This is a genomic window from Nocardia sp. NPDC003999 (assembly GCF_053604885.1).
Genome location: NZ_JBSGIB010000031.1, coordinates 17,627 through 40,252, shown reverse-complemented (window position 1 = coordinate 40,252; position 22,626 = coordinate 17,627). Strand labels below are relative to the sequence as shown.

20 protein-coding genes are annotated in these 22,626 nt (G+C 68.2%); 13 read left to right on the top strand and 7 right to left on the bottom strand.

What is annotated here, in order from left to right; translation table 11 throughout:
* The first annotated feature begins 38 nt into the window (after positions 1-38).
* Genes ACWESM_RS34350 through nuoN form a run of 12 tightly spaced genes read left to right on the top strand, consistent with a single transcriptional unit; the run spans position 39 to position 15,445 of the window.
* Positions 39-593: a NuoB/complex I 20 kDa subunit family protein gene (locus tag ACWESM_RS34350; protein ID WP_040866749.1), complete on the top strand. Its 555-nt coding sequence runs from the start codon at positions 39-41 to the stop codon at positions 591-593.
* The gene (locus ACWESM_RS34345) at positions 590-1,366 is read left to right on the top strand and encodes an NADH-quinone oxidoreductase subunit C (RefSeq protein WP_452495317.1); all 777 of its coding nucleotides are present in this window, start codon (positions 590-592) and stop codon (positions 1,364-1,366) included. The genes ACWESM_RS34350 and ACWESM_RS34345 overlap by 4 nt, the downstream gene beginning before the upstream one ends.
* Positions 1,366-2,691, top strand: a complete 1,326-nt coding sequence (gene nuoD, locus ACWESM_RS34340) for an NADH dehydrogenase (quinone) subunit D (RefSeq protein ID WP_379254450.1) — start codon at positions 1,366-1,368, stop codon at positions 2,689-2,691. The genes ACWESM_RS34345 and nuoD overlap by 1 nt, the downstream gene beginning before the upstream one ends.
* Positions 2,688-3,455, top strand: a complete 768-nt coding sequence (gene nuoE / locus ACWESM_RS34335) for an NADH-quinone oxidoreductase subunit NuoE (RefSeq protein ID WP_452495315.1) — start codon at positions 2,688-2,690, stop codon at positions 3,453-3,455. The genes nuoD and nuoE overlap by 4 nt, the downstream gene beginning before the upstream one ends.
* A complete protein-coding gene (gene nuoF / locus ACWESM_RS34330) occupies positions 3,452-4,774 on the top strand; it encodes an NADH-quinone oxidoreductase subunit NuoF (RefSeq protein WP_355073997.1) in 1,323 nt (440 codons plus the stop codon). Before nuoE ends, nuoF begins: the two co-directional genes overlap by 4 nt.
* On the top strand, positions 4,771-7,308 hold the full coding sequence (locus tag ACWESM_RS34325) for an NADH-quinone oxidoreductase subunit G (RefSeq protein WP_452495313.1): 2,538 nt from the start codon (positions 4,771-4,773) through the stop codon (positions 7,306-7,308). Before nuoF ends, ACWESM_RS34325 begins: the two co-directional genes overlap by 4 nt.
* Positions 7,301-9,193 carry an NADH-quinone oxidoreductase subunit NuoH gene (gene nuoH / locus ACWESM_RS34320; protein ID WP_397277908.1) on the top strand — a complete coding sequence of 631 codons (1,893 nt, stop codon included), beginning with the start codon at positions 7,301-7,303 and terminating at the stop codon, positions 9,191-9,193. The genes ACWESM_RS34325 and nuoH overlap by 8 nt, the downstream gene beginning before the upstream one ends.
* Positions 9,190-10,020, top strand: a complete 831-nt coding sequence (locus ACWESM_RS34315; RefSeq protein WP_355074000.1) for an NADH-quinone oxidoreductase subunit J — start codon at positions 9,190-9,192, stop codon at positions 10,018-10,020. Before nuoH ends, ACWESM_RS34315 begins: the two co-directional genes overlap by 4 nt.
* Positions 10,017-10,316: an NADH-quinone oxidoreductase subunit NuoK gene (gene nuoK / locus ACWESM_RS34310; RefSeq protein ID WP_355074002.1), complete on the top strand. Its 300-nt coding sequence runs from the start codon at positions 10,017-10,019 to the stop codon at positions 10,314-10,316. Before ACWESM_RS34315 ends, nuoK begins: the two co-directional genes overlap by 4 nt.
* A gap of 1 nt (position 10,317) precedes the next feature.
* Positions 10,318-12,204: an NADH-quinone oxidoreductase subunit L gene (gene nuoL / locus ACWESM_RS34305; protein ID WP_364426423.1), complete on the top strand. Its 1,887-nt coding sequence runs from the start codon at positions 10,318-10,320 to the stop codon at positions 12,202-12,204.
* Positions 12,201-13,823 (top strand): NADH-quinone oxidoreductase subunit M, encoded by a 1,623-nt coding sequence (locus ACWESM_RS34300; protein ID WP_452495310.1) that lies wholly within the window; start codon positions 12,201-12,203, stop codon positions 13,821-13,823. Before nuoL ends, ACWESM_RS34300 begins: the two co-directional genes overlap by 4 nt.
* Positions 13,820-15,445 carry an NADH-quinone oxidoreductase subunit NuoN gene (nuoN, locus tag ACWESM_RS34295; protein ID WP_452495308.1) on the top strand — a complete coding sequence of 542 codons (1,626 nt, stop codon included), beginning with the start codon at positions 13,820-13,822 and terminating at the stop codon, positions 15,443-15,445. Before ACWESM_RS34300 ends, nuoN begins: the two co-directional genes overlap by 4 nt.
* Positions 15,446-15,511: 66 nt before the next feature.
* Here the strand turns inward: nuoN and ACWESM_RS34290 are convergent, their stop codons facing one another.
* Genes ACWESM_RS34290 through ACWESM_RS34280 form a run of 3 tightly spaced genes read right to left on the bottom strand, consistent with a single transcriptional unit; the run spans position 15,512 to position 17,126 of the window.
* A complete protein-coding gene (locus ACWESM_RS34290; protein WP_364426432.1) occupies positions 15,512-16,339 on the bottom strand; it encodes a helix-turn-helix domain-containing protein in 828 nt (275 codons plus the stop codon).
* 5 nt (positions 16,340-16,344) lie between these two features.
* Positions 16,345-16,893, bottom strand: a complete 549-nt coding sequence (locus ACWESM_RS34285; RefSeq protein WP_355074012.1) for a DUF6879 family protein — start codon at positions 16,891-16,893, stop codon at positions 16,345-16,347.
* Positions 16,893-17,126: a hypothetical protein gene (locus ACWESM_RS34280; protein WP_355074014.1), complete on the bottom strand. Its 234-nt coding sequence runs from the start codon at positions 17,124-17,126 to the stop codon at positions 16,893-16,895. The genes ACWESM_RS34285 and ACWESM_RS34280 overlap by 1 nt, the downstream gene beginning before the upstream one ends.
* A gap of 250 nt (positions 17,127-17,376) precedes the next feature.
* On the opposite strand from ACWESM_RS34280, the gene ACWESM_RS34275 reads away from it, so the two are divergent.
* On the top strand, positions 17,377-17,619 hold the full coding sequence (locus tag ACWESM_RS34275; RefSeq protein ID WP_159929549.1) for a MarR family transcriptional regulator: 243 nt from the start codon (positions 17,377-17,379) through the stop codon (positions 17,617-17,619).
* A 37-nt stretch (positions 17,620-17,656) separates the two neighbouring features.
* On the opposite strand, the gene ACWESM_RS34270 is transcribed toward ACWESM_RS34275, so the two are convergent.
* From ACWESM_RS34270 to ACWESM_RS34255, 4 genes are all read right to left on the bottom strand, one after another.
* Positions 17,657-18,487, bottom strand: a complete 831-nt coding sequence (locus ACWESM_RS34270; RefSeq protein ID WP_397277913.1) for an alpha/beta fold hydrolase — start codon at positions 18,485-18,487, stop codon at positions 17,657-17,659.
* Between the two features lie 96 nt (positions 18,488-18,583).
* Positions 18,584-19,405 (bottom strand): YceI family protein, encoded by an 822-nt coding sequence (locus ACWESM_RS34265; protein WP_397277915.1) that lies wholly within the window; start codon positions 19,403-19,405, stop codon positions 18,584-18,586.
* Positions 19,402-21,990 (bottom strand): MFS transporter, encoded by a 2,589-nt coding sequence (locus ACWESM_RS34260; protein WP_452495305.1) that lies wholly within the window; start codon positions 21,988-21,990, stop codon positions 19,402-19,404. The genes ACWESM_RS34265 and ACWESM_RS34260 overlap by 4 nt, the downstream gene beginning before the upstream one ends.
* Positions 21,983-22,417 (bottom strand): MarR family winged helix-turn-helix transcriptional regulator, encoded by a 435-nt coding sequence (locus ACWESM_RS34255; protein ID WP_397277919.1) that lies wholly within the window; start codon positions 22,415-22,417, stop codon positions 21,983-21,985. Before ACWESM_RS34255 ends, ACWESM_RS34260 begins: the two co-directional genes overlap by 8 nt.
* Positions 22,418-22,626 lie beyond the last annotated feature (209 nt).

Sequence of the window (22,626 nt, the reverse complement as noted above, 5' to 3'; positions counted from 1 at the left end):
GAATTCGTAGCCGACGAGTGGAAGCGAGTCAGTAGAACATGGGTCTCGAGGAAAAACTGCCCAGCGGCTTCCTGCTGAGCACCGTCGAGGATTTCGCCGGATACCTGCGCAAGGGCTCCCTGTGGCCGGCCACCTTCGGGCTCGCCTGCTGCGCCATCGAGATGATGGCCACCGGCGGGGGCCGTTTCGACATCGCCCGCTTCGGCATGGAGGCCTTCCGCGCCTCGCCGCGGCAGGCCGATCTGATGATCGTCGCGGGCCGGGTGAGTCAGAAGATGGCTCCGGTGCTGCGCCAGGTCTACGACCAGATGACCGAACCCAAATGGGTGCTGGCGATGGGCGTCTGCGCCTCCTCCGGCGGGATGTTCAACAACTACGCCATCGTGCAGGGCGTCGATCACGTGGTGCCGGTGGACATCTATCTGCCCGGCTGCCCGCCCCGGCCGGAGATGCTGCTGAACGCGATCCTGGCATTGCACGCCAAGATTCAACAGATGCCGCTCGGCGTCAACCGCGAGGAAGCCATTCGCGCCGCCGAACAGGCCGCGCTCGCCTCGACGCCGACAATCCGGATGGAGGGTCTGCTGCGATGACCTTCGACACCCCCGACGACACCGAAACACCGCCCGCGCACGACGCGATCGATGCCGCCGCCACCGCGGGCCCCGAAGGCACACTGCCCGAGGAGGATTCCAGGCCGGCGGAGGCCGACGTGATCGGCGTGCGCCGCGGCATGTTCGGCGTCACCGGCACCGGCGACACTTCTGGCTACGGCCGCCTGGTCCGCCCCGTCACCCTGCCCGGCGGCACGCCCGCCCCCTACGGCGGGTACTTCGACGAGCTGGTCGCCGCGCTCCACGCCGCGCTCGCCGCCACGGGCGTCCGCTCGGACGCCGCGCTCGAGAAGGTGATCGTCTTCCGTGGCGAACTCACTCTGCACGTGCGCCGGGAGCATCTACCCACGGTGGCCCGCGCGTTGCGCGACGATCCCGCACTGCGATTCGAGCTCTGCCTCGGCGTCGACGGCGTGCACTACCCGGAGGACTCCGGCCGTGAACTGCACGCCGTCTACCACCTCATGTCGATCACGCATAACCGCCGTCTACGCGTGGAGGTCTCCGCACCGGACGCGGACCCGTACATCCCCTCGCTCTACGAGGTGTATCCGACCACCGATTGGCATGAGCGCGAGACCTACGACTTCTTCGGCATCCGGTTCGACGGGCACCCCTCGCTGACCCGGATCACCATGCCGGACGACTGGCGCGGTCACCCCCAGCGCAAGGACTACCCGCTCGGCGGGATCCCGGTCGAATACAAGGGCGCGCGCATCCCGCCGCCCGACGAGCGGAGGGCATACAGCTGATGAGCGACACCGACACCGAACCCGAGGTCACCGCGCCCGAGCCCGCCACGGTCACCGTCGCAGGCCAGGACTGGGACCAGGTGGCCGAGACGCTGTCCGGCGCGGGCGAAGAACGCATCGTCGTCAACATGGGTCCGCAGCATCCGTCCACCCATGGTGTGCTGCGCCTGATCCTCGAGATCGAAGGCGAGACGGTCACCGAGGCCCGCTGCGGAATCGGCTACCTGCACACCGGGATCGAGAAGAATCTCGAATTCCGCAACTGGACCCAGGGCGTCACGTTCGTCACCCGGATGGACTACCTGTCGCCGTTCTTCAACGAGACGGCGTACTGCCTTGGCGTGGAGAAACTGCTCGACATCACCGAGCAGATCCCCGAGCGCGCCACCATCGTCCGCGTGCTGCTGATGGAACTCAACCGCATCTCCTCGCACCTGGTCGCCCTGGCCACCGGCGGCATGGAGCTCGGGGCGTTGACGCCGATGCTGTTCGGCTTCCGCGAACGCGAGCTGATCCTCGACGTGTTCGAGACGATCACCGGCCTGCGGATGAATCACGCGTTCATCCGCCCCGGCGGCCTGGCTCAGGACCTCCCCGACAACGGCGTCACCAAGGTGCGCGAACTGCTCGCGCTGCTGCCCGAACGGCTGCGCGATATGGAGCGCCTGCTCACCGCCAACCCGATCTGGAAGGCCCGCACCCAGAACATCGGCTATCTCGACCTGCAGGGCTGCATGGCCCTCGGCATCACCGGCCCGGTGCTGCGCGCCACCGGCCTGCCGCACGACCTGCGCAAAGCCCAGCCTTACTGCGGCTACGAGAATTACGAATTCGACGTTCCCATCACCACCGGATGCGACTGCTACGGCCGCTACGTCATCCGGGTGGAAGAGATGAAGGAATCGTTGAAGATCGTCGAGCAGTGCCTGGACCGGTTGCGGCCCGGCCCGGTCATGATCGACGACAAGAAGATCGCCTGGCCCGCCGACCTGCAACTCGGCGCCGACGGACTCGGCAACTCTCCCGAGCACATCGGCAAGATCATGGGCAGGTCCATGGAGGGCCTGATCCACCATTTCAAGCTGGTCACCGAAGGCATCCGCGTTCCGGCCGGCCAGGTGTACGCGGCCGTCGAGTCACCGCGCGGCGAGCTCGGCGTGCACATGGTCAGCGACGGCGGCACCCGGCCCTACCGCGTGCACTACCGCGACCCCTCGTTCACCAATCTGCAAGCGGTCGCGGCGATGTGCGAGGGCGGCATGGTCGCCGACGTCATCGCCTCGGTCGCCAGCATCGACCCCGTCATGGGCGGAGTGGACCGATGAACCCGGCAACAGACGGCGATACCCCGAACGGTGGCTACGGGACCGGTGGCACACGGGTCCTGCTGAAGCTCAGCGCCCGGCCCGAGCCGTACCAGCCCTTCGTGCGCGAACGGCTCGAAACCGACGCCAAGGAGATCATCGCGCGCTATCCGCATCCGCGCTCGGCGCTACTGCCCCTGCTGCACCTGGTGCAGTCCGAGGAGGGTTGCGTCACCGGCACCGGAATCGAGTTCTGCGCCGAGCAATTGGGCTTGACCGGCGCCGAAGTCACCGCGGTCGCCACCTTCTACTCGATGTTCCGGCGCACACCGACCGGCGACTACCACGTCGGCGTCTGCACCAATACGCTCTGCGCGGTCATGGGCGGCGACGCCATCCTCGCCGCACTCGAGCGCCACCTCGGCATCGGGCACGGCGAGACCACCGCGGACGGATCGATCACGCTGGAGCACGTCGAGTGCAACGCGGCCTGCGACTTCGCGCCGGTCGTCATGGTCAACTGGGAGTTCTTCGACAACCAGACCCCCGAGTCCGCGCGGGCGCTGGTGGACGCGCTGCGAGCCGGACAGCAGGTCACCCCGACCAGGGGCGCGCCGCTGTGCACGTTCAAGCAGACCGCCCGCATCCTCGCCGGTTTCCCCGACGAGCGCCCCGGTGTGCTCGACGGCGCGGCCGGTGACGCGACACTCGCCGGCCTGCGGGTGGCCCGCGAACAGGGCATGCGCGCCCCCGCGCCGGAAGAGGACGCGGAGGGCAGGCGATGACGCTCACCCCGGTGCTGAGCACCTACTGGGACGATCCGCAGTCCTGGACGATGGACACCTACCTGCGCCACGACGGCTACCAGGCGCTGCGCACCGCCCTGCGGACGGACCCGGATCAGATCATCCAGACCGTCAAGGACGCGGGCCTGCGCGGGCGCGGCGGCGCGGGCTTCCCCACCGGCATGAAATGGAGTTTCATCCCGCAGGGGCCGGGTCCCGACGGCGTCACCAAACCGCACTACTTGGTGGTGAACGCCGACGAATCGGAACCAGGCACCTGCAAAGACATTCCGCTCATGCTGGCCGCCCCGCACGCGCTGATCGAAGGCGTCGTCATCGCCGCCTACGCCATCCGCGCGGCGCACGCGTTCATCTACGTGCGCGGCGAGGTGGTTCCGGTGCTGCGGCGGCTACAGGCCGCGGTGGCCCAGGCCTACCAGGCGGGCTTCCTCGGTCATGACATCCTCGGCTCCGGCTACGACCTCGAGCTGATCGTGCACGCGGGCGCGGGCGCCTACATCTGCGGTGAGGAGACCGCACTGCTGGACTCGCTGGAAGGGCGCCGCGGCCAGCCTCGGCTGCGCCCGCCGTTCCCCGCCGTCGCGGGTCTGTACGCCTGCCCGACCGTGGTGAACAACGTCGAGTCCATCGCCAGCGTGCCGCCCATCATCCGCAACGGCATCGCGTGGTTCCGCTCCATGGGCAGCGAGCGCTCGCCCGGCTTCACGCTCTATTCGCTGTCGGGTCACGTCACCCGGCCCGGGCAGTACGAGGCCCCGCTGGGCGTGACGCTGCGCGAACTACTCGGCTACGCCGGTGGCGTGCGCGCCGGGCATCGGGTGAAGTTCTGGACTCCGGGCGGCTCGTCCACGCCGCTGTTCACCGAGGAACACCTCGACGTGCCGCTCGACTACGAAGGCGTCGCGGGTGCGGGATCCATGCTCGGCACCAAAGCCTTGCAGATCTTCGACGACACCACCTGCGTGGTGCGCGCCGTGCTGCGCTGGACGGAGTTCTACGCCCACGAGTCCTGCGGCAAGTGCACCCCATGCCGGGAGGGCACCTACTGGCTGGTGCAGCTGCTGCACCGTATCGAGGCGGGCACCGGCGTCGCATCCGACCTGGACAAGCTGCTCGACATCAGCGACACCATCAACGGCAAGTCGTTCTGCGCCCTCGGCGACGGCGCGGCCAGCCCGATCATCTCCTCGCTGAAGTACTTCCGCGAGGAGTACGTCGAACACCTGCGGCTGGGCCGCTGCCCGTTCGACCCGGCGCGCAGCACGGCATGGGCCGAGTCAGGAGAAGAGGTCCGATGAAACCGGTATCGCGGAGCGATTCGATCAGGGGTGGCGGCCGGGCGGCGAACGGGCCTGCCGCCGTGCGTGACAACAACGGCGGGCCCACGCCCGCCGACCTGGTGACCGTGACCATCGACGACACCGCCGTCAGCGTGCCGCCCGGCACACTGCTGATCCGGGCCGCCGAGCTCATCGGCATCCAGATCCCCCGCTTCTGCGACCATCCACTGCTCGACCCGGTCGGCGCATGCCGTCAATGCCTGGTCGAAGTCGAAGGGCAGCGCAAGCCGGTCGCCTCCTGCACCATGGCCGTCGCCGACGGCATGGTGGTGCGCACCCAGCTCACCTCCCCCGCCGCCGACAAGGCGCAGGAGGGCGTGATGGAGCTGCTGCTGATCAACCATCCGCTGGACTGTCCGGTGTGCGACAAGGGCGGCGAGTGCCCGTTGCAGAACCAGGCGATGTCCACCGGCCGCGCCGAAAGCCGGTTCGACGGCCGCAAACGCACCTATCCCAAACCGATTCCGCTGTCCACGGCCGTGCTGCTGGACCGGGAACGCTGTGTACTCTGCGCCCGCTGCACCCGTTTCTCCCAGCAGATCGCGGGCGACCCGTTCATCGAACTGATGGATCGCGGCGCGCTGCAACAGGTCGGCACCGCGCAGGCCGAACCGCTGGATTCTTATTTCTCCGGCAACACCGTGCAGATCTGCCCCGTCGGCGCGCTCACCGGCACCGCCTACCGATTCCGCGCGCGCCCGTTCGACCTGGTGTCCAGCCCGAACGTCTGCGAGCACTGTGCCTCCGGCTGCGCCCAGCGCACCGACCACCGGCGCGGCAAGGTGTTGCGCAGGCTGGCCGGAGACGACCCGCAGGTCAACGAGGAGTGGAACTGCGACAAGGGCCGGTGGGCTTTCGCCTACGCCACCGGACCCGACCGGCTCACCACCCCCCTGGTGCGCGGCTGGGACGGCGAACTCGCCCCCGCCTCGTGGTCGCAAGCGCTGGCCGCGGCCGCGGAGGGGCTGGCCGCGTCCTTCGGCAACGCCGGCGTGCTGGTCGGCGGCCGGGTCACCGAGGAGGACGCCTACGCCTACGCGAAGTTCGCGCGAGTCGCCCTCGGCACCAACGATGTCGACTTCCGCTCCCGCGCGCATTCTGCCGAGGAGGCCGATTTCCTCGCCGCCCGCGTCGCGGGCCAGGACGGCGCGGTCACCTACGACAGCATGGAAGCCGCACCGGTCGTCCTGCTCGTCGGATTCGAACCCGAGGAAGAATCGCCGATCGTCTACCTGCGCCTGCGCAAGGCGGCCCGCAAGCGCGGCCTGCCGATCTACTCGCTCGCGCCGTACTCCTCGCGCGGGCTCGAGCGCATGTCCGGACGGCTGATGCGCGCCGTGCCGGGCGCCGAACCGCATCTGCTCGACGCCATCCGCACCGGCGAGATCACCACGCCCGGCGCGGATCCCGCCCAGCTGGCCGATCTGGCCCGGCTGCTGCGCGAACCCGGTGCGGTGATCATGGTCGGCGAGCGGATGGCGGGCGTCGCGGGCGCGCTGTCGGCCGCGGTGCGCCTCGCCGACGAAACCTCGGCCGCCCTCGCCTGGGTGCCGCGCCGGGCAGGCGAACGTGGCGCGGTCGAAGCGGGCGCCATGCCCGGCCTGCTTCCCGGCGGCAGGCCCGTCGCCGATCCCCGTGCCCGCCAACAGGTCCGCGCTGTCTGGAACGTGCCGGAGCTGCCCGTCGGCGCGGGCCGGGACACCACGGCGATCCTGGAGGCCGCCTCCGGCCTCGGCGCGCTGGTCATCGGCGGAGTCGATGTCGCCGACCTGCCCGATCCGGCCGCAGCGCTGGCCGCGATCGACGCGGCCAGGTTCGTGGTAAGTCTGGAACTGCGCCGCAGCCCGGTCACCGAACGCGCCGACGTGGTCTTCCCGGTAGCCGCGGCCATGGAGAAATCCGGCACCTTCCGCACCTGGGAGGGCAGGCCGCGCCCGTTCGCCGCCGCGCTCGGTGACGACATGGTGCGCCGCCAGACCGCGCCGCTGTCGGATCAGCGCGTGCTGCACGCCATCGCCGAAGAGATGTCGGTGCGCCTCGGCCTGCCCGACATCGAATCCGCCCGCGCCGAACTCGCCGAACTCGGCGCGTGGGACGGCGCACCCGTCACCGCCCCCACGCACGGGCCGAACCCGTTGCCGCGGCTCGAGCCGGGAACGGCGGTGCTCGCCAGTTGGCGCATGCTGCTGGACGAAGGCCGGATGCAGGACGGCGAACCGAATCTGGCCGGCATCGCCCGGCCCCCGGTGGTGCGCCTGTCGGCCGCCACCGCCGCCGAGATCGGCGTACAACCCGACGACCCGGTCACGGTCGCCACCAGCCGCGGCACGGTCACGCTCCCGCTGATGATCAGCGACCTGCCCGACCGGGTGGTCTGGCTGCCGCAGCACTCGCCCGGCTGCTCCATCGCCGAGCAACTCGCCGTGCAGCCCGGCGCGATCGTGCATCTGCGGCACGCCGACGAGAGGATGAAGGAGCACCGTCATGAGTGATCTCGCCGCGCTCGCCTTGACCTCCACGGTTACCCGCGCCGCCTCCGATCCCTACGCGCCCGCCGGCTTCGGGCACGACCCTTTGTGGCTGGTGATCGTCAAGGCGCTGGCCGTCTTCGTCTACCTGATGCTGATTCCGCTGATCGCCGTGCTCGCGGAACGAAAGATCGTGGCACGCATGCAAATGCGGATCGGCCCCAACCGGACCGGGCCGTTCGGCTCGTTGCAGAGCATCGCCGACGGCGTGAAGATGGCCCTCAAGGAGGACATCGTCCCGGCGATCGTGGACAAGCCGATCTACATCCTGGCGCCGGTCATCTCGGTGGTGCCCGCCTTCATGGCGTTCGCGGTGATCCCCTTCGGGCCCGAGGTGTCGTTCTTCGGTGTCATCACGCCGTTGCAGCTCACCGATCTGCCGGTGGCGGTGCTGTACATCCTCGCGATCACCTCCATCGGCGTCTACGGCATCGTGCTGGCCGGATGGTCGTCGGGCTCGACCTATCCGCTGCTGGGCGGGTTGCGCTCGACCGCGCAGGTCATCTCCTACGAGATCGCGATGGCGCTGTGCTTCGCGACGGTGTTCCTGCTCGCGGGCACGATGGCCACCTCCGGCATCGTGTCCGCGCAGGAAGGCACCTGGTATGTCTTCCTGCTGCTGCCGTCGTTCCTGATCTACTGCGTCTCGATGGTCGGCGAGACCAACCGGGCGCCGTTCGACCTGCCGGAGGCCGAGGGCGAGCTGGTCGGCGGCTTCCACACCGAGTACTCCTCGCTCAAGTTCGCCATGTTCATGCTGGCCGAGTACGTCAACATGGGAACGGTGTCCGCGCTGGCCACCACCTTGTTCCTGGGTGGCTGGCACGCCCCGTGGCCGCTGAACATGTGGGACGGCGCCAATTCCGGTTGGTGGCCGGTGCTGTGGTTCACCGCGAAGGTCTGGACGTTCCTGTTCGTGTTCATCTGGCTGCGCGGCACACTGCCCCGGCTGCGCTACGACCAGTTCATGAACCTCGGTTGGAAACTGCTGATCCCGACCTCGCTGGCTTGGGTCATGGTGGTGGCCACCGCACGGGTGTTGCAGGCCGAGGGCTATCGGGTGCAAACCCCCATCCTGGTGATCGGCGGCTTGGTGGTCACCGGTCTGCTGGTGCTGCAATTCCTGCGGGCGGGCCGGGCGCAGGCGGCGCCGCCACCGGTCGAGCAACCCGTGACCGCGGATTCCCCCGAGTCGACGGTCTTCCTCGGCTTCCCGGTTCCGCCGCTGCCCGCCGACGCGCACACACGCGACGCCACCCGCACCAAAGCCGGGCTGTTCGATCCACTGGGCGGGTTCGCGGTCACCGCGGGCACCATGTTCAAGAAGCCGAACACCGAGTTCTATCCCGAGCAGAAGACGCCGACCGCGCCGCGTTACCACGGCAGACACCAGCTCAACCGGCATCCCGACGGCTTGGAGAAGTGCATCGGCTGTGAGCTGTGCGCATGGGCCTGCCCCGCCGACGCGATCTACGTCGAGGGCGCCGACAACACCGAGACCGAACGGTTCTCGCCCGGTGAACGATACGGCCGGGTCTATCAGATCAACTACCTGCGCTGCATCGGCTGCGGCCTGTGCATCGAAGCCTGCCCCACCCGGGCGCTGACGATGACCAACGACTACGAGATGACCGATGACAACCGGGCCGACCTGATCTACGAGAAGGACCGATTGCTCGCCCCGTTGCAGCCCGGGATGACCCCACCGCCGCACGCCATGCACCCCGGCGCCGACGAGGCCGACTACTACCTCGGCCGGGTGCCCGGCGCGCCTGCCACCAGCGGTGCCACGGCGACCGACGCGCTCCGCAAACCCGCCGCCGCCGGCGCGGAAGGAGTGACACGATGACCGAACTGATCCTGGCCGCGGAGCCACTGACCCGCGCATCCACCGGCGAGACCGTCCAATTCTGGATCCTGGCCCCTATCGCCGTGCTCGGCGCGCTCGGCATGGTGTTCGCCCCCAAGGCCGTGCACTCCGCACTGTGCCTGGCCGCCACGATGATCGCGCTGGCCGCGTTCTACATCGCCCAGGACGCACTGTTCCTCGGCATCGTGCAGATCGTGGTCTACACCGGCGCGGTCATGATGCTTTTCCTGTTCGTGCTGATGCTCGTCGGCGTCGACTCCGCCGAATCGCTCAAAGAGACCATCCGCGGCCAGCGACTCGCCGCCGCCGCGGTAGGCATCGGCTTCGGGCTGCTGCTCAGCGGCGGCATCGCCCACGGCGTACGCGAATCCGGAACCACCTTCCCCGCCAACGGTTTCCCCGGCCGCAACGTGATCGCCGAATTGGCCGAACTGATCTTCCTGCGCTACGTGTGGGCCTTCGAACTCACCGGCGCCCTGCTGATCACCGCAACCATCGGCGCCATGGTGCTCGCGCACCGCGAGCACTTCGGCCCCCGCACCGATCAGCGTGAACTGTCGCGCCGCCGCTTCCGTGAGAAGGGCCACCGCGCCACACCACTGCCCACCCCCGGCGTCTACGCCAGGCACAACGCGGTGGACATCCCCGCGCGGCTGCCCGACGGGTCGTTCGAGGAACTGTCGGTCAGCACCATCCTGCGGCACCGCCGCACCAGGGCGCTCACCGAAGCGGCCGTCATCTCGGTCGGCACCACGCCCGCGGCGGACGCGGCCGACACACCCAGCGACGAGGAAGGCAACCGGTGAATCCCGAGAACTACCTGTTCCTGTCCGCCCTGCTGTTCACGATCGGCGCGGCCGGAGTGCTGCTGCGGCGCAACGCCATCGTCGTGTTCATGTGCATCGAGTTGATGCTCAACGCGGTGAACCTCGCGTTCGTCACCTTCGCCCGGATGCACGCCAACCTCGACGGACAGGTGTTCGCGTTCTTCACGATGGTGGTCGCCGCGGCCGAGGTGGTCGTCGGCCTGGCCATCATCATGACCATCTTCCGCACCCGCCGCTCGACCTCGGTCGACGACGCCAACCTGCTGAAGTTCTGACGTGGACACCGCAACGCTGTGGCTGCTGCCCGCCCTCCCCCTGGCGGGCGCGATCGTCCTGCTGCTGACCGGACGTTACGCCGACAAGTGGGGCCATCTGCTCGGCACCGCGCTGGCCCTGGCCTCGTTCGTGGTCGCCGCGCTCGCGTTCGCCGACATGCTCGGGCGCGACACCGCCGACCGCGCGGTGCGCGAGGATTTGTTCAGCTGGGTTCCGGTAGCCGGTCTCCAGGTCGACTTCTCGCTGCGACTCGATCAGCTGTCGATCTGTTTCGCGCTGCTGATCACCGGCGTCGGCTCGTTGATCCACATCTACTCGATCGGCTACATGAGCCACGATCCGGCTCGGCGGCGGTTCTTCGCCTACCTGAACCTCTTCCTCGCGGCCATGCTGCTGCTGGTCCTGGCGAACAACTACCTCGTGCTCTACCTCGGCTGGGAGGGCGTCGGCCTGGCCTCCTACCTGCTGATCGGGTTCTGGCACGAAAAGCCCTCGGCGGCAACGGCGGCCAAGAAGGCCTTCGTCGTCAACCGGGTCGGCGACATGGGCTTGGCGATCGCGATGATGGTCATGTTCGCGACGTTCGGGTCGATCGACTTCGACGTCGTGTTCGGCGCCGCGTCCGCCGCGGGCGAGGGCACACTCACCGCGATCGGCCTGTTGCTGCTGCTGGCCGCGTGCGGCAAGTCCGCGCAGGTGCCGCTGCAATCCTGGCTCGGTGACGCGATGGAAGGCCCCACCCCGGTGTCGGCGCTCATCCACGCGGCAACCATGGTCACCGCGGGCGTGTACCTGATCGCGCGCTCCAACGCGATCTTCGACCTCGCACCGAACGCGCGCCTCGGCGTGGTGCTGGTCGGCGCGGTCACCCTGCTGTTCGGCGCGATCATCGGCTGCGCGAAGGACGACATCAAGAAGGCGCTCGCCGCCTCCACCATGAGCCAGATCGGCTACATGGTGCTGGCCGCCGGACTCGGCCCCGCCGGATACGCCTTCGCCATCATGCATCTGCTCACCCACGGGTTCTTCAAGGCCGGGCTGTTCCTCGGCGCCGGTTCGGTGATGCACGCGATGAACGACGAAACCGACATGCGCCGCTACGGCGGACTGCGCACCCTGCTGCCGATCACCTACGTCACCTTCGGCCTCGGCTACCTCGCCATCATCGGTGTTCCGCCGTTCGCCGGATTCTTCTCCAAAGACCGGATCATCGAGGCGGCGTTCAACCAAGGCGGTCTCGGTGGAGTCGCCTTGGGACTGGTCACGCTGCTGGGCGCGGGACTGACCGCGTTCTACATGACGCGGGTCATGCTGATGACGTTCTTCGGCGAACGGCGCTGGAAACCGGACACCCACCCGCACGAAGCCCCCGCGGTGATGACCGGGCCGATGATCCTGCTCGCCCTCGGCTCGATCGGGGCGGGCGCGGTGTTCGTCTTCGGCTCCTCGCTGCAGAACTGGCTCGAACCGGTCGTGGGCGCCCACCACGGCACCGAAGCCGTTCCCGCGGCGCTGGTCACCATCCTGGCGCTGGGCGTGGTCGCCGTCGGAGTCTGGGTGGCCTACTCGCAATACGCGCAGCGCGACATCCCCGAGACCGCACCCGAAGCCGTCTCCGCGCTCACCGTCGCGGCGCGCCGCGACCTCTACGGCGACACGGTCAACGAAACGGCGTTCATGCGGCCGGGACAGTACCTCACCCGGGCGCTGGTCTTCCTAGACAATCGCGGCATCGACGGCGTCGTGAACGGCACCGCGGCGCTGATCGGCGGGTTGTCCGCACGAGCCCGGCGTGTGCAGTCCGGCTTCGTGCGCTCCTATGCCCTGTCCATGTTCACCGGCGCGGCCCTGGTGGCCGCAGCCCTGCTGGCGGTGAGGTTGTGGTGAGCGAGTTCCCCTGGTTGACGACGCTGTGGCTGGCGCCGGTAGTCGGTGCGGCGATCGTGCTCGTGCTGCCCGCCGCGCGACGCACGCTCGCGCGCGCGGTGGCACTGGCCATCTCGGTGCTCACGCTCGGTATCGGCATCGCGCTGGCGGTGCGCTTCGATCCCGGCGGCGCGCAATACCAGTTCGTCGAATCCCATCAGTGGATTCCGGCGTTCGGCGCCGGCTACACCCTCGGACTGGACGGCATCGCACTGGTGCTGGTGCTGCTGACCGCGGCACTGGTGCCCCTGCTGATCCTGGCGGGCTGGCACGACGAACGCGAAGTCGGCAGCGGCAAGCGGGTGGCCCACACCTACGTCGCGCTCATCATGCTCGTCGAGGCGATGGTGCTGGTCTCCTTCGTCGCCTTGGACATCCTGCTGTTCTACGTCTTCTTCGAGGCGATGCTCATCCCGATGTACTTCCTCATCGGCGGGTTCGGGCCGCGCACCGGCGACGCGCTGGTGCGCAGGCAGCGCTCGCGCGCGGCGGTGAAGTTCTTGCTGTACAACCTGTTCGGCGGGCTGATCATGCTGGCCGCGGTCATCGGGTTGTACGTACTCACCGCCCGCGAAGGTTTGGGCGAAGGGTCCTCGGGCACGTTCGATTTCCGCACCGTGGTCGCCGCCGCCAACGCCGGGCAGCTCGGCGCGGGTCCCGCGGTGCTCAATGCCCTGTTCCTCGGGTTCATGTTCGCTTTCGCGGTGAAGGCGCCCTTGTGGCCGCTGCACACCTGGCTGCCCGACGCCGCCGTCGCCGCCACGCCTTCCAGCGCGGTGCTGATGATGGCGGTGGTCGACAAAGTGGGCACCTTCGGCATGCTGCGCTACTGCCTGCCCCTGTTCCCCGACGCGTCGAGCACCTATGCGCCGCTGGTGATCACGCTCGCGGTGATCGGCATCGTCTACGGCGCGCTGCTGGCCATCGGGCAGACCGACGTGATGCGCCTGATCGCCTACACCTCGATCTCCCACTTCGGTTTCATCATCCTCGGCGTCTTCGCCATGACCAGCCAGGGGCAGACCGGCGCGACGCTGTACATGGTCAATCACGGCATCTCCACCGCCGCACTGTTCCTGGTGGCCGGGTTCCTGGTGTCCCGGCGCGGAACCCGGCTCATCGCCGAGTACGGCGGCGTGCAGAAGGTGGCCCCGGTGCTGGCGGGCACGTTCTTCATCGCCGGTCTCGCGACGCTCTCGCTACCCGGGCTCGCACCCTTCGTCAGCGAATTCCTGGTGCTGATCGGTACCTTCACCCGCTACCAGTTCGCCGCCGTGATCGCCGCGAGCGCGCTGGTGCTCGCTGCCCTCTACGTCCTGTGGCTCTACCAGCGGATGATGACCGGACCGGTGAAGAAAGGCAACGAGCGGATCTGGGATCTCGCCCCGCGCGAACTCGCCGTCGTGGTACCGCTGATCGCCGCGCTGCTGTTCCTCGGCATCTACCCGAAAGTCTTGACCGACTTCATCAATCCCGCGGTGAGCCAGACCCTCACCACCATCGGCCGGACCGACCCCGCACCGTCGACACCACCGGCGGAAGCGGGATCGACCCACCATCCCGGAGGTGTCCACAAATGACCGACCTCGCCTCCACCGCGACGCTCGCCGCGAGCGTTCCCGCGCCGAGCATCGAATACGGCGCCCTGTCCCCCATGCTCATCGTGTTCGGCGCCGCCGTACTCGGTGTACTGGCCGAAGCGTTCGTCGCCCGGCACTACCGCTATGCCACCCATCTGGTACTGAGCCTGGTCGGCTTGGTCGCCGCGCTGATCGCGGTGGTGCTGCTGGCGGGCACCGAATCCACCGCTGTCGCCGGTGCGGTCGCGATCGACGGCGTGACGCTGTTCCTGCAGGGCACGATCCTGGTGGTGTCGCTGCTCGGGATCCTGTTCATCGCCGAGCGCGGAGCCGAGCCGCGTCTGCGGGCGCGGTCGGGCCCCGGAACCTGGAGCCGAGCCGCCGCCACCCTCGAACGCGGTGTGGACGCGTTCACGCCCCAGGCCTCGGCGGTGCCCGGCAGCGCGACCGAAGCCGCGGCGCTGCGCGCGGGTGTCGCGACCACCGAGGTGTTCCCCCTGACGCTGTTGGCCGTCGGCGGATTGCTGCTGTTCCCGGCGTCCAATGACCTGCTGACCATGTTCGTCGCCCTCGAAGTGCTGTCGCTGCCGCTGTATCTGCTGTGCGGTCTGGCCCGGCGCAAGCGGTTGCTCTCCCAAGAGGCGGCGCTGAAGTACTTCCTGCTCGGCGCGTTCTCCTCGGCGTTCTTCCTCTACGGCGTCGCGCTGCTGTACGGCCAGGCGGCTACGGTGCGACTCGGCGGCATCGCCGACGCGATCGCCCAGCATCCGGACAACGCGACGCTGGCGGTCCTCGGGATCGCGATGCTCGCGGTCGGCCTGCTGTTCAAGATCGGCGCGGTGCCGTTCCAGTCCTGGGTGCCCGACGTCTACCAGGGCGCTCCCACCGCGATCACCGGGTTCATGGCCGCCGCCACCAAAATCGCGGCGGTCGGCGCGTTGGTGCGTGTGCTGCAGGTCGCGGTGCCCGGTCTGCGCGACGACTGGCGGCCCATCCTCGCGGCCGTCGCGATCGCCACCATGGCCGTCGGCGCGGTCATGGCGATCACGCAGACCGACGTCAAACGAATGCTTGCGTATTCCTCGGTGGCGCATGCCGGGTTCCTGCTCACCGGCCCGGTGGCGGCCAACGACCGCGGTGTCGCGGCCGTGCTGTTCTATCTGCTGGCTTACGGAATCGGCACACTCGGCGCGTTCGCGGTGGTCAGCTCGGTCCGCGAGCCGGACGGTGACGAGGCCACCGGCCTGCCACGGTGGGCGGGTCTGGGCCGCAGATCACCCTGGCTGGCAACGGTATTCGCGCTGTTCCTGCTTTCCTTCGCGGGGTTGCCGCTCACCAGCGGCTTCGTCAGCAAGTTCACCGTCTTCGAAGCCGCCGCTTCGGGCGGCGCGGCGCCACTGGTCGTCATCGGCGTGATCTGCAGCGCCGTCGCGGCGTTCTTCTACCTGCGGGTCATCGTGCTCATGTTCTTCACCGACCCGCCCGCCGACGCGCCGCTGCTGGTCAGCCCGCCGCTGACGACGACGATCGTGGCGGTCACCGCGGCGATCACGTTCGCGCTCGGTGTCTTTCCGCAGCCGTTGCTCGATCTCGCCGATCAGGCGGCGACGTTCGTTCGCTGACCGGCCCGCTCGCCCCGATGCCGCCGCACGACCGCGGCGGCATCGTCGTCTCACGGCTCGACGCACTCAGGCGCCGCGCCGGCCTTGCAGCGCTTTCGCGATCAGCGCCCGGGCTCGATCGCCGTACTCGGCTTGGTCGGCAAGGATCGCGAAGGTCTTCTCGTGCAGCGCGATCTCGGACGGGCGCGTGATGGTCAGCTCCGCCGAGACCGTCTCGGTCAGCACCTGTGAGCGGTCGTAGATGACGAAGTTCGTCGCGGGGGCGCGGTACTCGGCGCAGATCGGGATGATGCCCAACCGCACAGTCGGGTTGGCCATCACCGCGAGCAGGTGGGCGAGTTGCTCGGCCATGACGATCGCGTCGCCGACCGTGCGCCAGAGCGCGGCCTGGTTGACCACGAAGTGGAACCGGTGTTTCGCCCGGAAGAGCACCTGCTTACGGGTCATGCGCGCGGCCACCGCTTCTTCCAGGTCGTCGCGCCCACCGGTCACCGCGATGCAGGCGGTCAGGATCGCGCGCGCGTAGCCCTCGGTTTGCAGCAGCCCCGGCAACGTGTCCGGCGCGTACCAGCGGATCTGCGAGGTCTGCGATTCCAAATGGATCGATTGCCGTTGCCTGCGCGCGTGCCCGGAGGCGACGGTGCGCTGCCATTCCAGGTACATCGACTGCAGATTGCGCGCATTGGCGACCAGATCGTCCAGCACGGCGGTGTTACCGCACGCTTCACACCACGCGGCGAGGTCCGCTTCCGACGGCGTCTGCTTGCCGCCCTCGATCCGGGAGACCTTGCTCGAATGCCAGCCGCACCTCGCGGCCAGCTCCAGGCCGGTGAGGTGGGCAGCGCGACGAAGTTCACGCAGGCGCGCGCCCAGCACCTCGCGTGCGTCCGACACACCGTTCACTCGGGTACGTGCTCACTCTCGCAATATCGTTGATGATCGATGCCCATGGGCCACAGCCGTTCCCGCACCCGCAGGTACCGGGCGACCAGCGCCGGATCAGTACTGATCGACAGCCCGGTGAACGCCCCGTTCTCGGCGAAGGTGTTGAAGGCCACCGTGTCCGAGTCGAACAGCCAGTAGTCGTCGTGCGGCAGATCCGCCGCGTCGACCAGATGCCGCGGTAGCCAGCGCACCGCCTCGCCGGTGGCGATGTTGTCGTCGGTCGCCGACAACAACCACCGGGTGTAGCCGGTATGCGGGACCGTCACGACACGTAGTCGCTCCAGCGTGACTCCGCGGGTGGCCGACTCGACCATCAGAGCATCCCAGGCTTTCCACGACTCGGGCTGTTCCTCTCGCTCGTACGCTACTCCGGCATCGAAGCGGCGCAACGCTTCCTGCTCGTCCTCCATCAGGTACTGATCTCTCACCTCCAAGTGGAAAGCGCGGAATCGAGCCGCCCGAAAGAGCGGCTCGAAACAGCGGTCACCGGCGACGTGCAGCATCAGCGCACCACCACGGCGGTTTCGTGACAGTCGAGGGTCAACTGGGCGAGCAGTTCGGGGTCGGTGACCGGTTCGCCGGCCACCAGCACCGATCCGCAGGTTCCACTCGGCTCCACCCGTAGCCACATGCCTGGTTCCAGCCAGTCCAGCAATTGGTGCGGTACACGCACCGTGCCCGTGCGGTCGGTGGCATCGCCCTGCACCACGAGCACGCCGGTGTCGGTCGCATACACGGCGGGGCAAGCTCCATGGTCGGATCCGGATCCGAGAAGTCGCAGGTTCATAGCTGATCCTTTGCGAGAGCTGGCGGACGATGTCGTGCAATCGTCCCCACCGGACCCGATGCCGGTCAACGCACTTCGCAAAGTCGCGCAAAATGTGGGCGGCGGTATCGGTGTGGCTTCTACCGTCGATTCGGCAACCCGGGCCACCGCGCCGATGTCGGTCCCGGGCTGCCTTCTCCTCGAGGGAAAGGGCCGCGACATGATGAGACGCCCCAGGACTGCCGCCGATTTCGCGGTGCTGGGTGTGCTGGCGCCGGGCGGGTTGCTCACTGTGGAGCAGCTGGCGCAGCAGGCGCGGCTGACCGCCTGGTCGGTGCGCAGCGCATTGCTGCGCCTGCAGTCGCGCGGTTTGATCATGGACTGCCAGCACCGCGGCCGCTGGGCCATCACGCCGCGCGGCCGCGGCGAGTGGGCCGCGAAGGGCCGCAGATTCACGTTGTGAGCCGGATCCCGAGACTTCGCAGGCGACTCCAGCCGATTCAGGACTTGTCGAGGATTTCGCGCAGCCGGTCGGCGAAGGCGCCGGGATCGTCGACGAATCCGGTGTGTCCACCGGGGAACAGCGTTGGCGTCAGGTCGAGCGCCGCGGCGAGCGCGCGCGAGGTGCGATCACAGAATTGCCCGGCGGATTCCGCGCCGATACCGATGACGAGACGAGTGGACGCGTGGCGCAGGGCGCGGATATCGGGTTCCCAGGTGGTGGTGCCGCGGATCTCGTGGGCGAACCAGTAACGTTCACTGGCCAGCTGCCGCGGGTCGCGCTCCGGGCCGAACATCTGCTCGAGCACCGGCTCGGGCATCGCAATGTTCGCGGCCGCGAAGAACTTCCGCCAAGCGCCGAGCACGTCGCCTCGGGCATAGGTGGCGACGAGGTCGTCGGTCGCGGCTCGATGCGCGTCCCGGTCGGCGATCAGCGCGTTGATCGGTGGTTCGTGCGCGATCGCCGTAGTGACGAGATCAGGACGAGACCGGGCGAGTGCGAGCGCGGTCACCGCACCGCCACTGGAACCGAAGACCACGGCGGGCCCGGCGTCGACATGCGCGATCAGCCGGACGAGGTCGTCGGCGCGCAGTTCCGGCGTCGAGTCCGCTTCGGCGTCCTTCAGCGTGGAACCTTGGTGCCCACGCGGGTCGGTGGTGAGCACGGTGTGGTCCACGGCCAGCAGGTCGGCCAACGGCGCGAACGCGGCGGCGTCCATCGGCGCGCCCGCCAGTACGACCAGCGGGCCCGCGCCACGCAGTTCGTAGTACAGGTGCGCACCCGGGACGTCGAGGGTCCGCGCGGTGACCGCGGACGGCAGATGGGTCATGGGTTCTCCTCGTGCAGTCGGTTCCCTCTTCGGAATGCAGACGATGTGCACGAACGAAATTCATCGACCCAGCGCAGATGATTTCTCCGCAGCCGGCTAGATCGCGGGTAGCTGCTCGCCTTGTACGACTTCGATGTCGAGGTCGATTTTGACGGTGGTGCCGACGGCGGCCACTCCCGCGCGCACGACCGCGTTGTAATCGATCGCGAAATCGTTGCGATGCAACACTGTTTCGGCGTGGAAAGCAGCACGCACGCCGCCCCATGGATCCGCTCCGAAGCCACCGTAGGTGACCTCGAGATCGACCGGACGGCGCTGCCCGTGCAGGGTGAGCTCACCCGGCATCACCCAGGTGTCACCACCGGTACGACGCAACCCGCTGCCGGTGAATGCGATCAGCGGATAGGTGTCGACATCCAAGAACTCCGGCGAACGGAGGTGATTGTCACGCGCGGAGATACCGGTATCGATACTCGCCGCTTTGATCTCCGCGTGTCCGGTGGACCGCTCGAACGGCTCACCGATATCGAGCCGCCCGCTCACCTCGGCGAATCGGGCCTTGATACTCGCTATACCCAGATGACGCACCGTTGCGATCACCGTCGAATGCACCGGATCGATCGTCCACGGCCCCGGTGGCGGTGCCGCCACCGTCCCGGCGATCGGCGCCAACACCATCTCCCCGAGCACACCCGTCCCTGCTGGAGAGATCCGCACGGTCCGGGCTACGGGCTCGAACCCGACAGCGGTGAGCACCGCGGTATGAACACCCGCGGGCAACAGCTCAGTGCCCACCGCCCCGGTCTCGTCGACGACCGCACGGGCGATCTGGCGCCCCGTCATATCCGTCACTGTCAACACCGCGTTCGGCACCGGCCACCCTTGTGCGGTGCGAACACGACCGGTCAATCCGCTCATCGACGATCCTCGATCTCGTAACCGAGCCGCACATCGTGGGCGACCTCGCCACCGGACACGGTGACCTGCCCGGTCACCGGCGGATAACCGCGCGCAACGACGGTGTACTGCCCTTCGGGCAGATCGGTCACGACATACCGGCCGTTCTCGTCGGTGCGTGCCGTGGCGGTCACCTGCCCCGCGGCGTCGAGCACACTGACCAGGACATCCGGCACCGCTCGGCTGCCCTCGGCCCACGCGGAGCCGGCAAGCACCGCCATCGTGGCCAACTCGATGTCATGACGCAAGACACCGCTGTCCGGCACCGTCAATGTGGTGGCACTGGGACGCATATGTTCAGCGACCGCGACCAGGGTATAGACACCTGAGACCACACCGCGACATACGTAGGTGCCGTCGCCGCCTGTGACAGCCGACCCGACCACCTCGCCACGCGAATCGGTCAACGTGACGGTCGCACCCGGCAGCGGCACACCGGGGCCGGCGGTACGAACGACACCCGACAACTCGCCGGAGCCCACCAAGGTCAGATCCAGGCGATGGGGCCGCTGGCCGACCGGCACGTTCACCGCGGTCGGCTGGTGCCCCATCGCCGACACGATCAACACATAGTCACCCGTCTCCGGCGCGGTGATCGCATAACCACCATCAGCAGCGCTGTTCGCCCGCGCGACCTGACGGCCACCGTGATCAACCAACGTCAACACCGCACCCGGCACCGGACGACCGTCTTCACGATGGACACGACCACCCAACGCCCCACCATCGAAGTCCGACCCCGACAAGCCGCCAGTCGATTGACCGTTCTGTGACGACGCGGCCATCCGGTACACACGACCGTTCTGCTCTACCACCGCATGCCGCCCGATCGACGCGGCTGGGACCGGCTCGGGCAACACCCGCTCGGCGCCTTCCCGGAGTTGGTTTTCCTCCCAGCTCGACTCCGCGAATGCGTCCAGTTCGGCATCCAGTGCGGCCATGTCGTCCGTGGCAGTCGGATCATCCTGCACCGCAGAGTTTTTCGTGGTCGGGTCGAGTGCGGGATCGATGTCGATCGTGCGGCGCAGCGGACGGTTCGGCAGCAACGCCGCCGCGATGAGCGCGACGACCGTCGCGGCGGCGGCGATGAGGAAGATCCGCCCGGTCGCGTCACCGTAGGAGGCGCGCACGATGGTCGCGATAGGCGCGGGCAAGGCATTGAGATTCAGATTGCCACCGCCCGTGGTGCCGGTCCGCACGCCGAGCCTGGCGAATCCCTCCGCGGACAGTTCGCTGACCCGGCTGGCCAGCACCGAACCGAGCACCGAGACGCCGATGGCGCCGCCGAAGGTGCGGAAGAAGGCGACGCTGCTGGAGGCGGCGCCGATGTTGTGCACGCTCACGGTGTTCTGTACGGCCAGGACCAGGTTCTGCATCATCATGCCGACGCCGAGGCCGACGATGGTGATGTAGGCGCCGACCTGCCACAGGTTGGTGGCGTGGTCGATGGTGGACAGCAGCGCGAATCCGGTTACCAGCAGCGCGGCGCCGGCGACGACGAAGCTTTTCCATTTGCCGCGTCGGGTGATGAGCTGGCCGGAGCCGACCGAGGCGATCAGCATGCCCGCGACCAGCGGGATGGTCAGAACACCGGCGATGGTCGGGGAGTAGCCGCGTGCGGTTTGGAAGTATTGGCCCAGGAAGGTGGTCGCGCCGAACATGCCGACGCCGACGGCGATGGAGGCGATGATCGCCAGGCCTGTGGTGGGTTCGGTGACGATCGGCAGCGGGATGATAGGCGACTTGGCGCGGGACTCGACCCACACGGTCGCCAGCAGCAGCAGCACACCGGCGCCGACGTAGAGCGCCGACTCGGAGGAGATCCACGCGTAGTAGTTCGCCTTCCCGGCGAAGGACACCCAGATCAGCAGCACCGAGACACCGGCGGTCAGCAGCGCGGCGCCGAGCCAGTCGATCGACACGCCGTCCTTGCGTTCGGTGGGCAGCCGCAGGGTGCGCTGCAGCAGCGCCAGTGCGATCACGGCCAGTGGCACGCATACGAAGAAGCACCAGCGCCAGCCGAGTGGGCTGTCGACGATGACGCCGCCGAGGATGGGGCCGCCGGACATCGAGACCGCCATCACCGCGCCCATGTAGCCGGAGTAGCGTCCGCGTTCGCGTGGGGCGACGATGGAGCCGATGATCGCGACGACGAGCGCGGTCAGCCCGCCCATGCCGATGCCTTGGACGACGCGCGCGGCCAGCAGTATCGGCACGGTGTGGGCGAGTCCGGCGATGATCGAGCCGATGACGAAGATCACGATGGCCGATTGGACCAGCAGTTTCTTGTTGAAGAGGTCGGCGAATTTCCCCCAGATCGGGGTGGAGGCGGCGTTCGCCAGCAGCGCCGTGGTGATGACCCAGGCGTAGGCGGTCTGCGATCCCTCCAGCTCGCCGATGATCGTCGGCAGCGCGGTCGAGACGATCGTCGTGCTGAGCAGCGCCGTGAACAACGCCGCCAGCAGCCCGGTCATCGCTTCCAGGACCTCGCGGTGGGTCATCGCGGAGGGGTCGCGTCGCGTCACCGACTCGACTGAACTAGACATCTACTTCCTGACTCTCTGTCGAAACCGGCTCGCTCCCGCCCACCGCGGTGTGATGCGCGACTGCGGCCAGTGAATTCCTGAGCTTCTGAACAACCACGACGGCCTGCTCGGCCTCGTCCTCACTCCAATCGGCGAGAGCGGCCTGCAATCCCCGCGCCCGCGACACTCGGATGCGTCGCAGCAGATCGCGTCCTTGGTCCGTGATTTCGATGAGGGTGGCCCGGCCATCGCTGGGATCGGCATGGCGGGCGATGTCGCCGGAACTCACCAACTCGGCGACATGCCTGCTCAGTGTCGATGGGCTGATGCACAAGTCCACGGCCAGATCCACTTGCCGGCATCGCCCCCTGGCCTCGAGGGACCCCAGCACGCCGACGCCACCCGGAAGCAGGTGCCCTTCTTCCGGGTGCGACAGAACAGCGCGCATCGCACGGCCCATGAAATAGAGCTCAGTTATCAGGCTCCGAGCCGCATCGGGTGATACCGCCATGCCCACTCCCAGCGCGAGAATTAGTTGCTTGTGCTACGCAACTATAGCGTGCTTACTTGCGCTAAGCAATTAACCACTCACAGGTGACCCAGGTGGCCCGCCGCGAACGAGAAGGGCCGAGCCCGCGACGCCGATTGCAAAACCTA

What these genes read in the sequence shown, in the direction of transcription:
- ACWESM_RS34350 (WP_040866749.1), top strand. Translation starts at nt 39, where the DNA reads ATGGGTCTCGAGGAAAAACTGCCCAGCGGCTTCCTGCTGAGCACCGTC.
- ACWESM_RS34345 (WP_452495317.1), top strand. Translation starts at nt 590, where the DNA reads ATGACCTTCGACACCCCCGACGACACCGAAACACCGCCCGCGCACGAC.
- nuoD (WP_379254450.1), top strand. Translation starts at nt 1,366, where the DNA reads ATGAGCGACACCGACACCGAACCCGAGGTCACCGCGCCCGAGCCCGCC.
- nuoE (WP_452495315.1), top strand. Translation starts at nt 2,688, where the DNA reads ATGAACCCGGCAACAGACGGCGATACCCCGAACGGTGGCTACGGGACC.
- nuoF (WP_355073997.1), top strand. Translation starts at nt 3,452, where the DNA reads ATGACGCTCACCCCGGTGCTGAGCACCTACTGGGACGATCCGCAGTCC.
- ACWESM_RS34325 (WP_452495313.1), top strand. Translation starts at nt 4,771, where the DNA reads ATGAAACCGGTATCGCGGAGCGATTCGATCAGGGGTGGCGGCCGGGCG.
- nuoH (WP_397277908.1), top strand. Translation starts at nt 7,301, where the DNA reads ATGAGTGATCTCGCCGCGCTCGCCTTGACCTCCACGGTTACCCGCGCC.
- ACWESM_RS34315 (WP_355074000.1), top strand. Translation starts at nt 9,190, where the DNA reads ATGACCGAACTGATCCTGGCCGCGGAGCCACTGACCCGCGCATCCACC.
- nuoN (WP_452495308.1), top strand. Translation starts at nt 13,820, where the DNA reads ATGACCGACCTCGCCTCCACCGCGACGCTCGCCGCGAGCGTTCCCGCG.
- ACWESM_RS34285 (WP_355074012.1), bottom strand. Translation starts at nt 16,893, where the DNA reads ATGCTGCACGTCGCCGGTGACCGCTGTTTCGAGCCGCTCTTTCGGGCG.
- ACWESM_RS34275 (WP_159929549.1), top strand. Translation starts at nt 17,377, where the DNA reads ATGATGAGACGCCCCAGGACTGCCGCCGATTTCGCGGTGCTGGGTGTG.
- ACWESM_RS34270 (WP_397277913.1), bottom strand. Translation starts at nt 18,487, where the DNA reads ATGACCCATCTGCCGTCCGCGGTCACCGCGCGGACCCTCGACGTCCCG.
- ACWESM_RS34265 (WP_397277915.1), bottom strand. Translation starts at nt 19,405, where the DNA reads ATGAGCGGATTGACCGGTCGTGTTCGCACCGCACAAGGGTGGCCGGTG.
- ACWESM_RS34260 (WP_452495305.1), bottom strand. Translation starts at nt 21,990, where the DNA reads ATGTCTAGTTCAGTCGAGTCGGTGACGCGACGCGACCCCTCCGCGATG.
- ACWESM_RS34255 (WP_397277919.1), bottom strand. Translation starts at nt 22,417, where the DNA reads ATGCGCGCTGTTCTGTCGCACCCGGAAGAAGGGCACCTGCTTCCGGGT.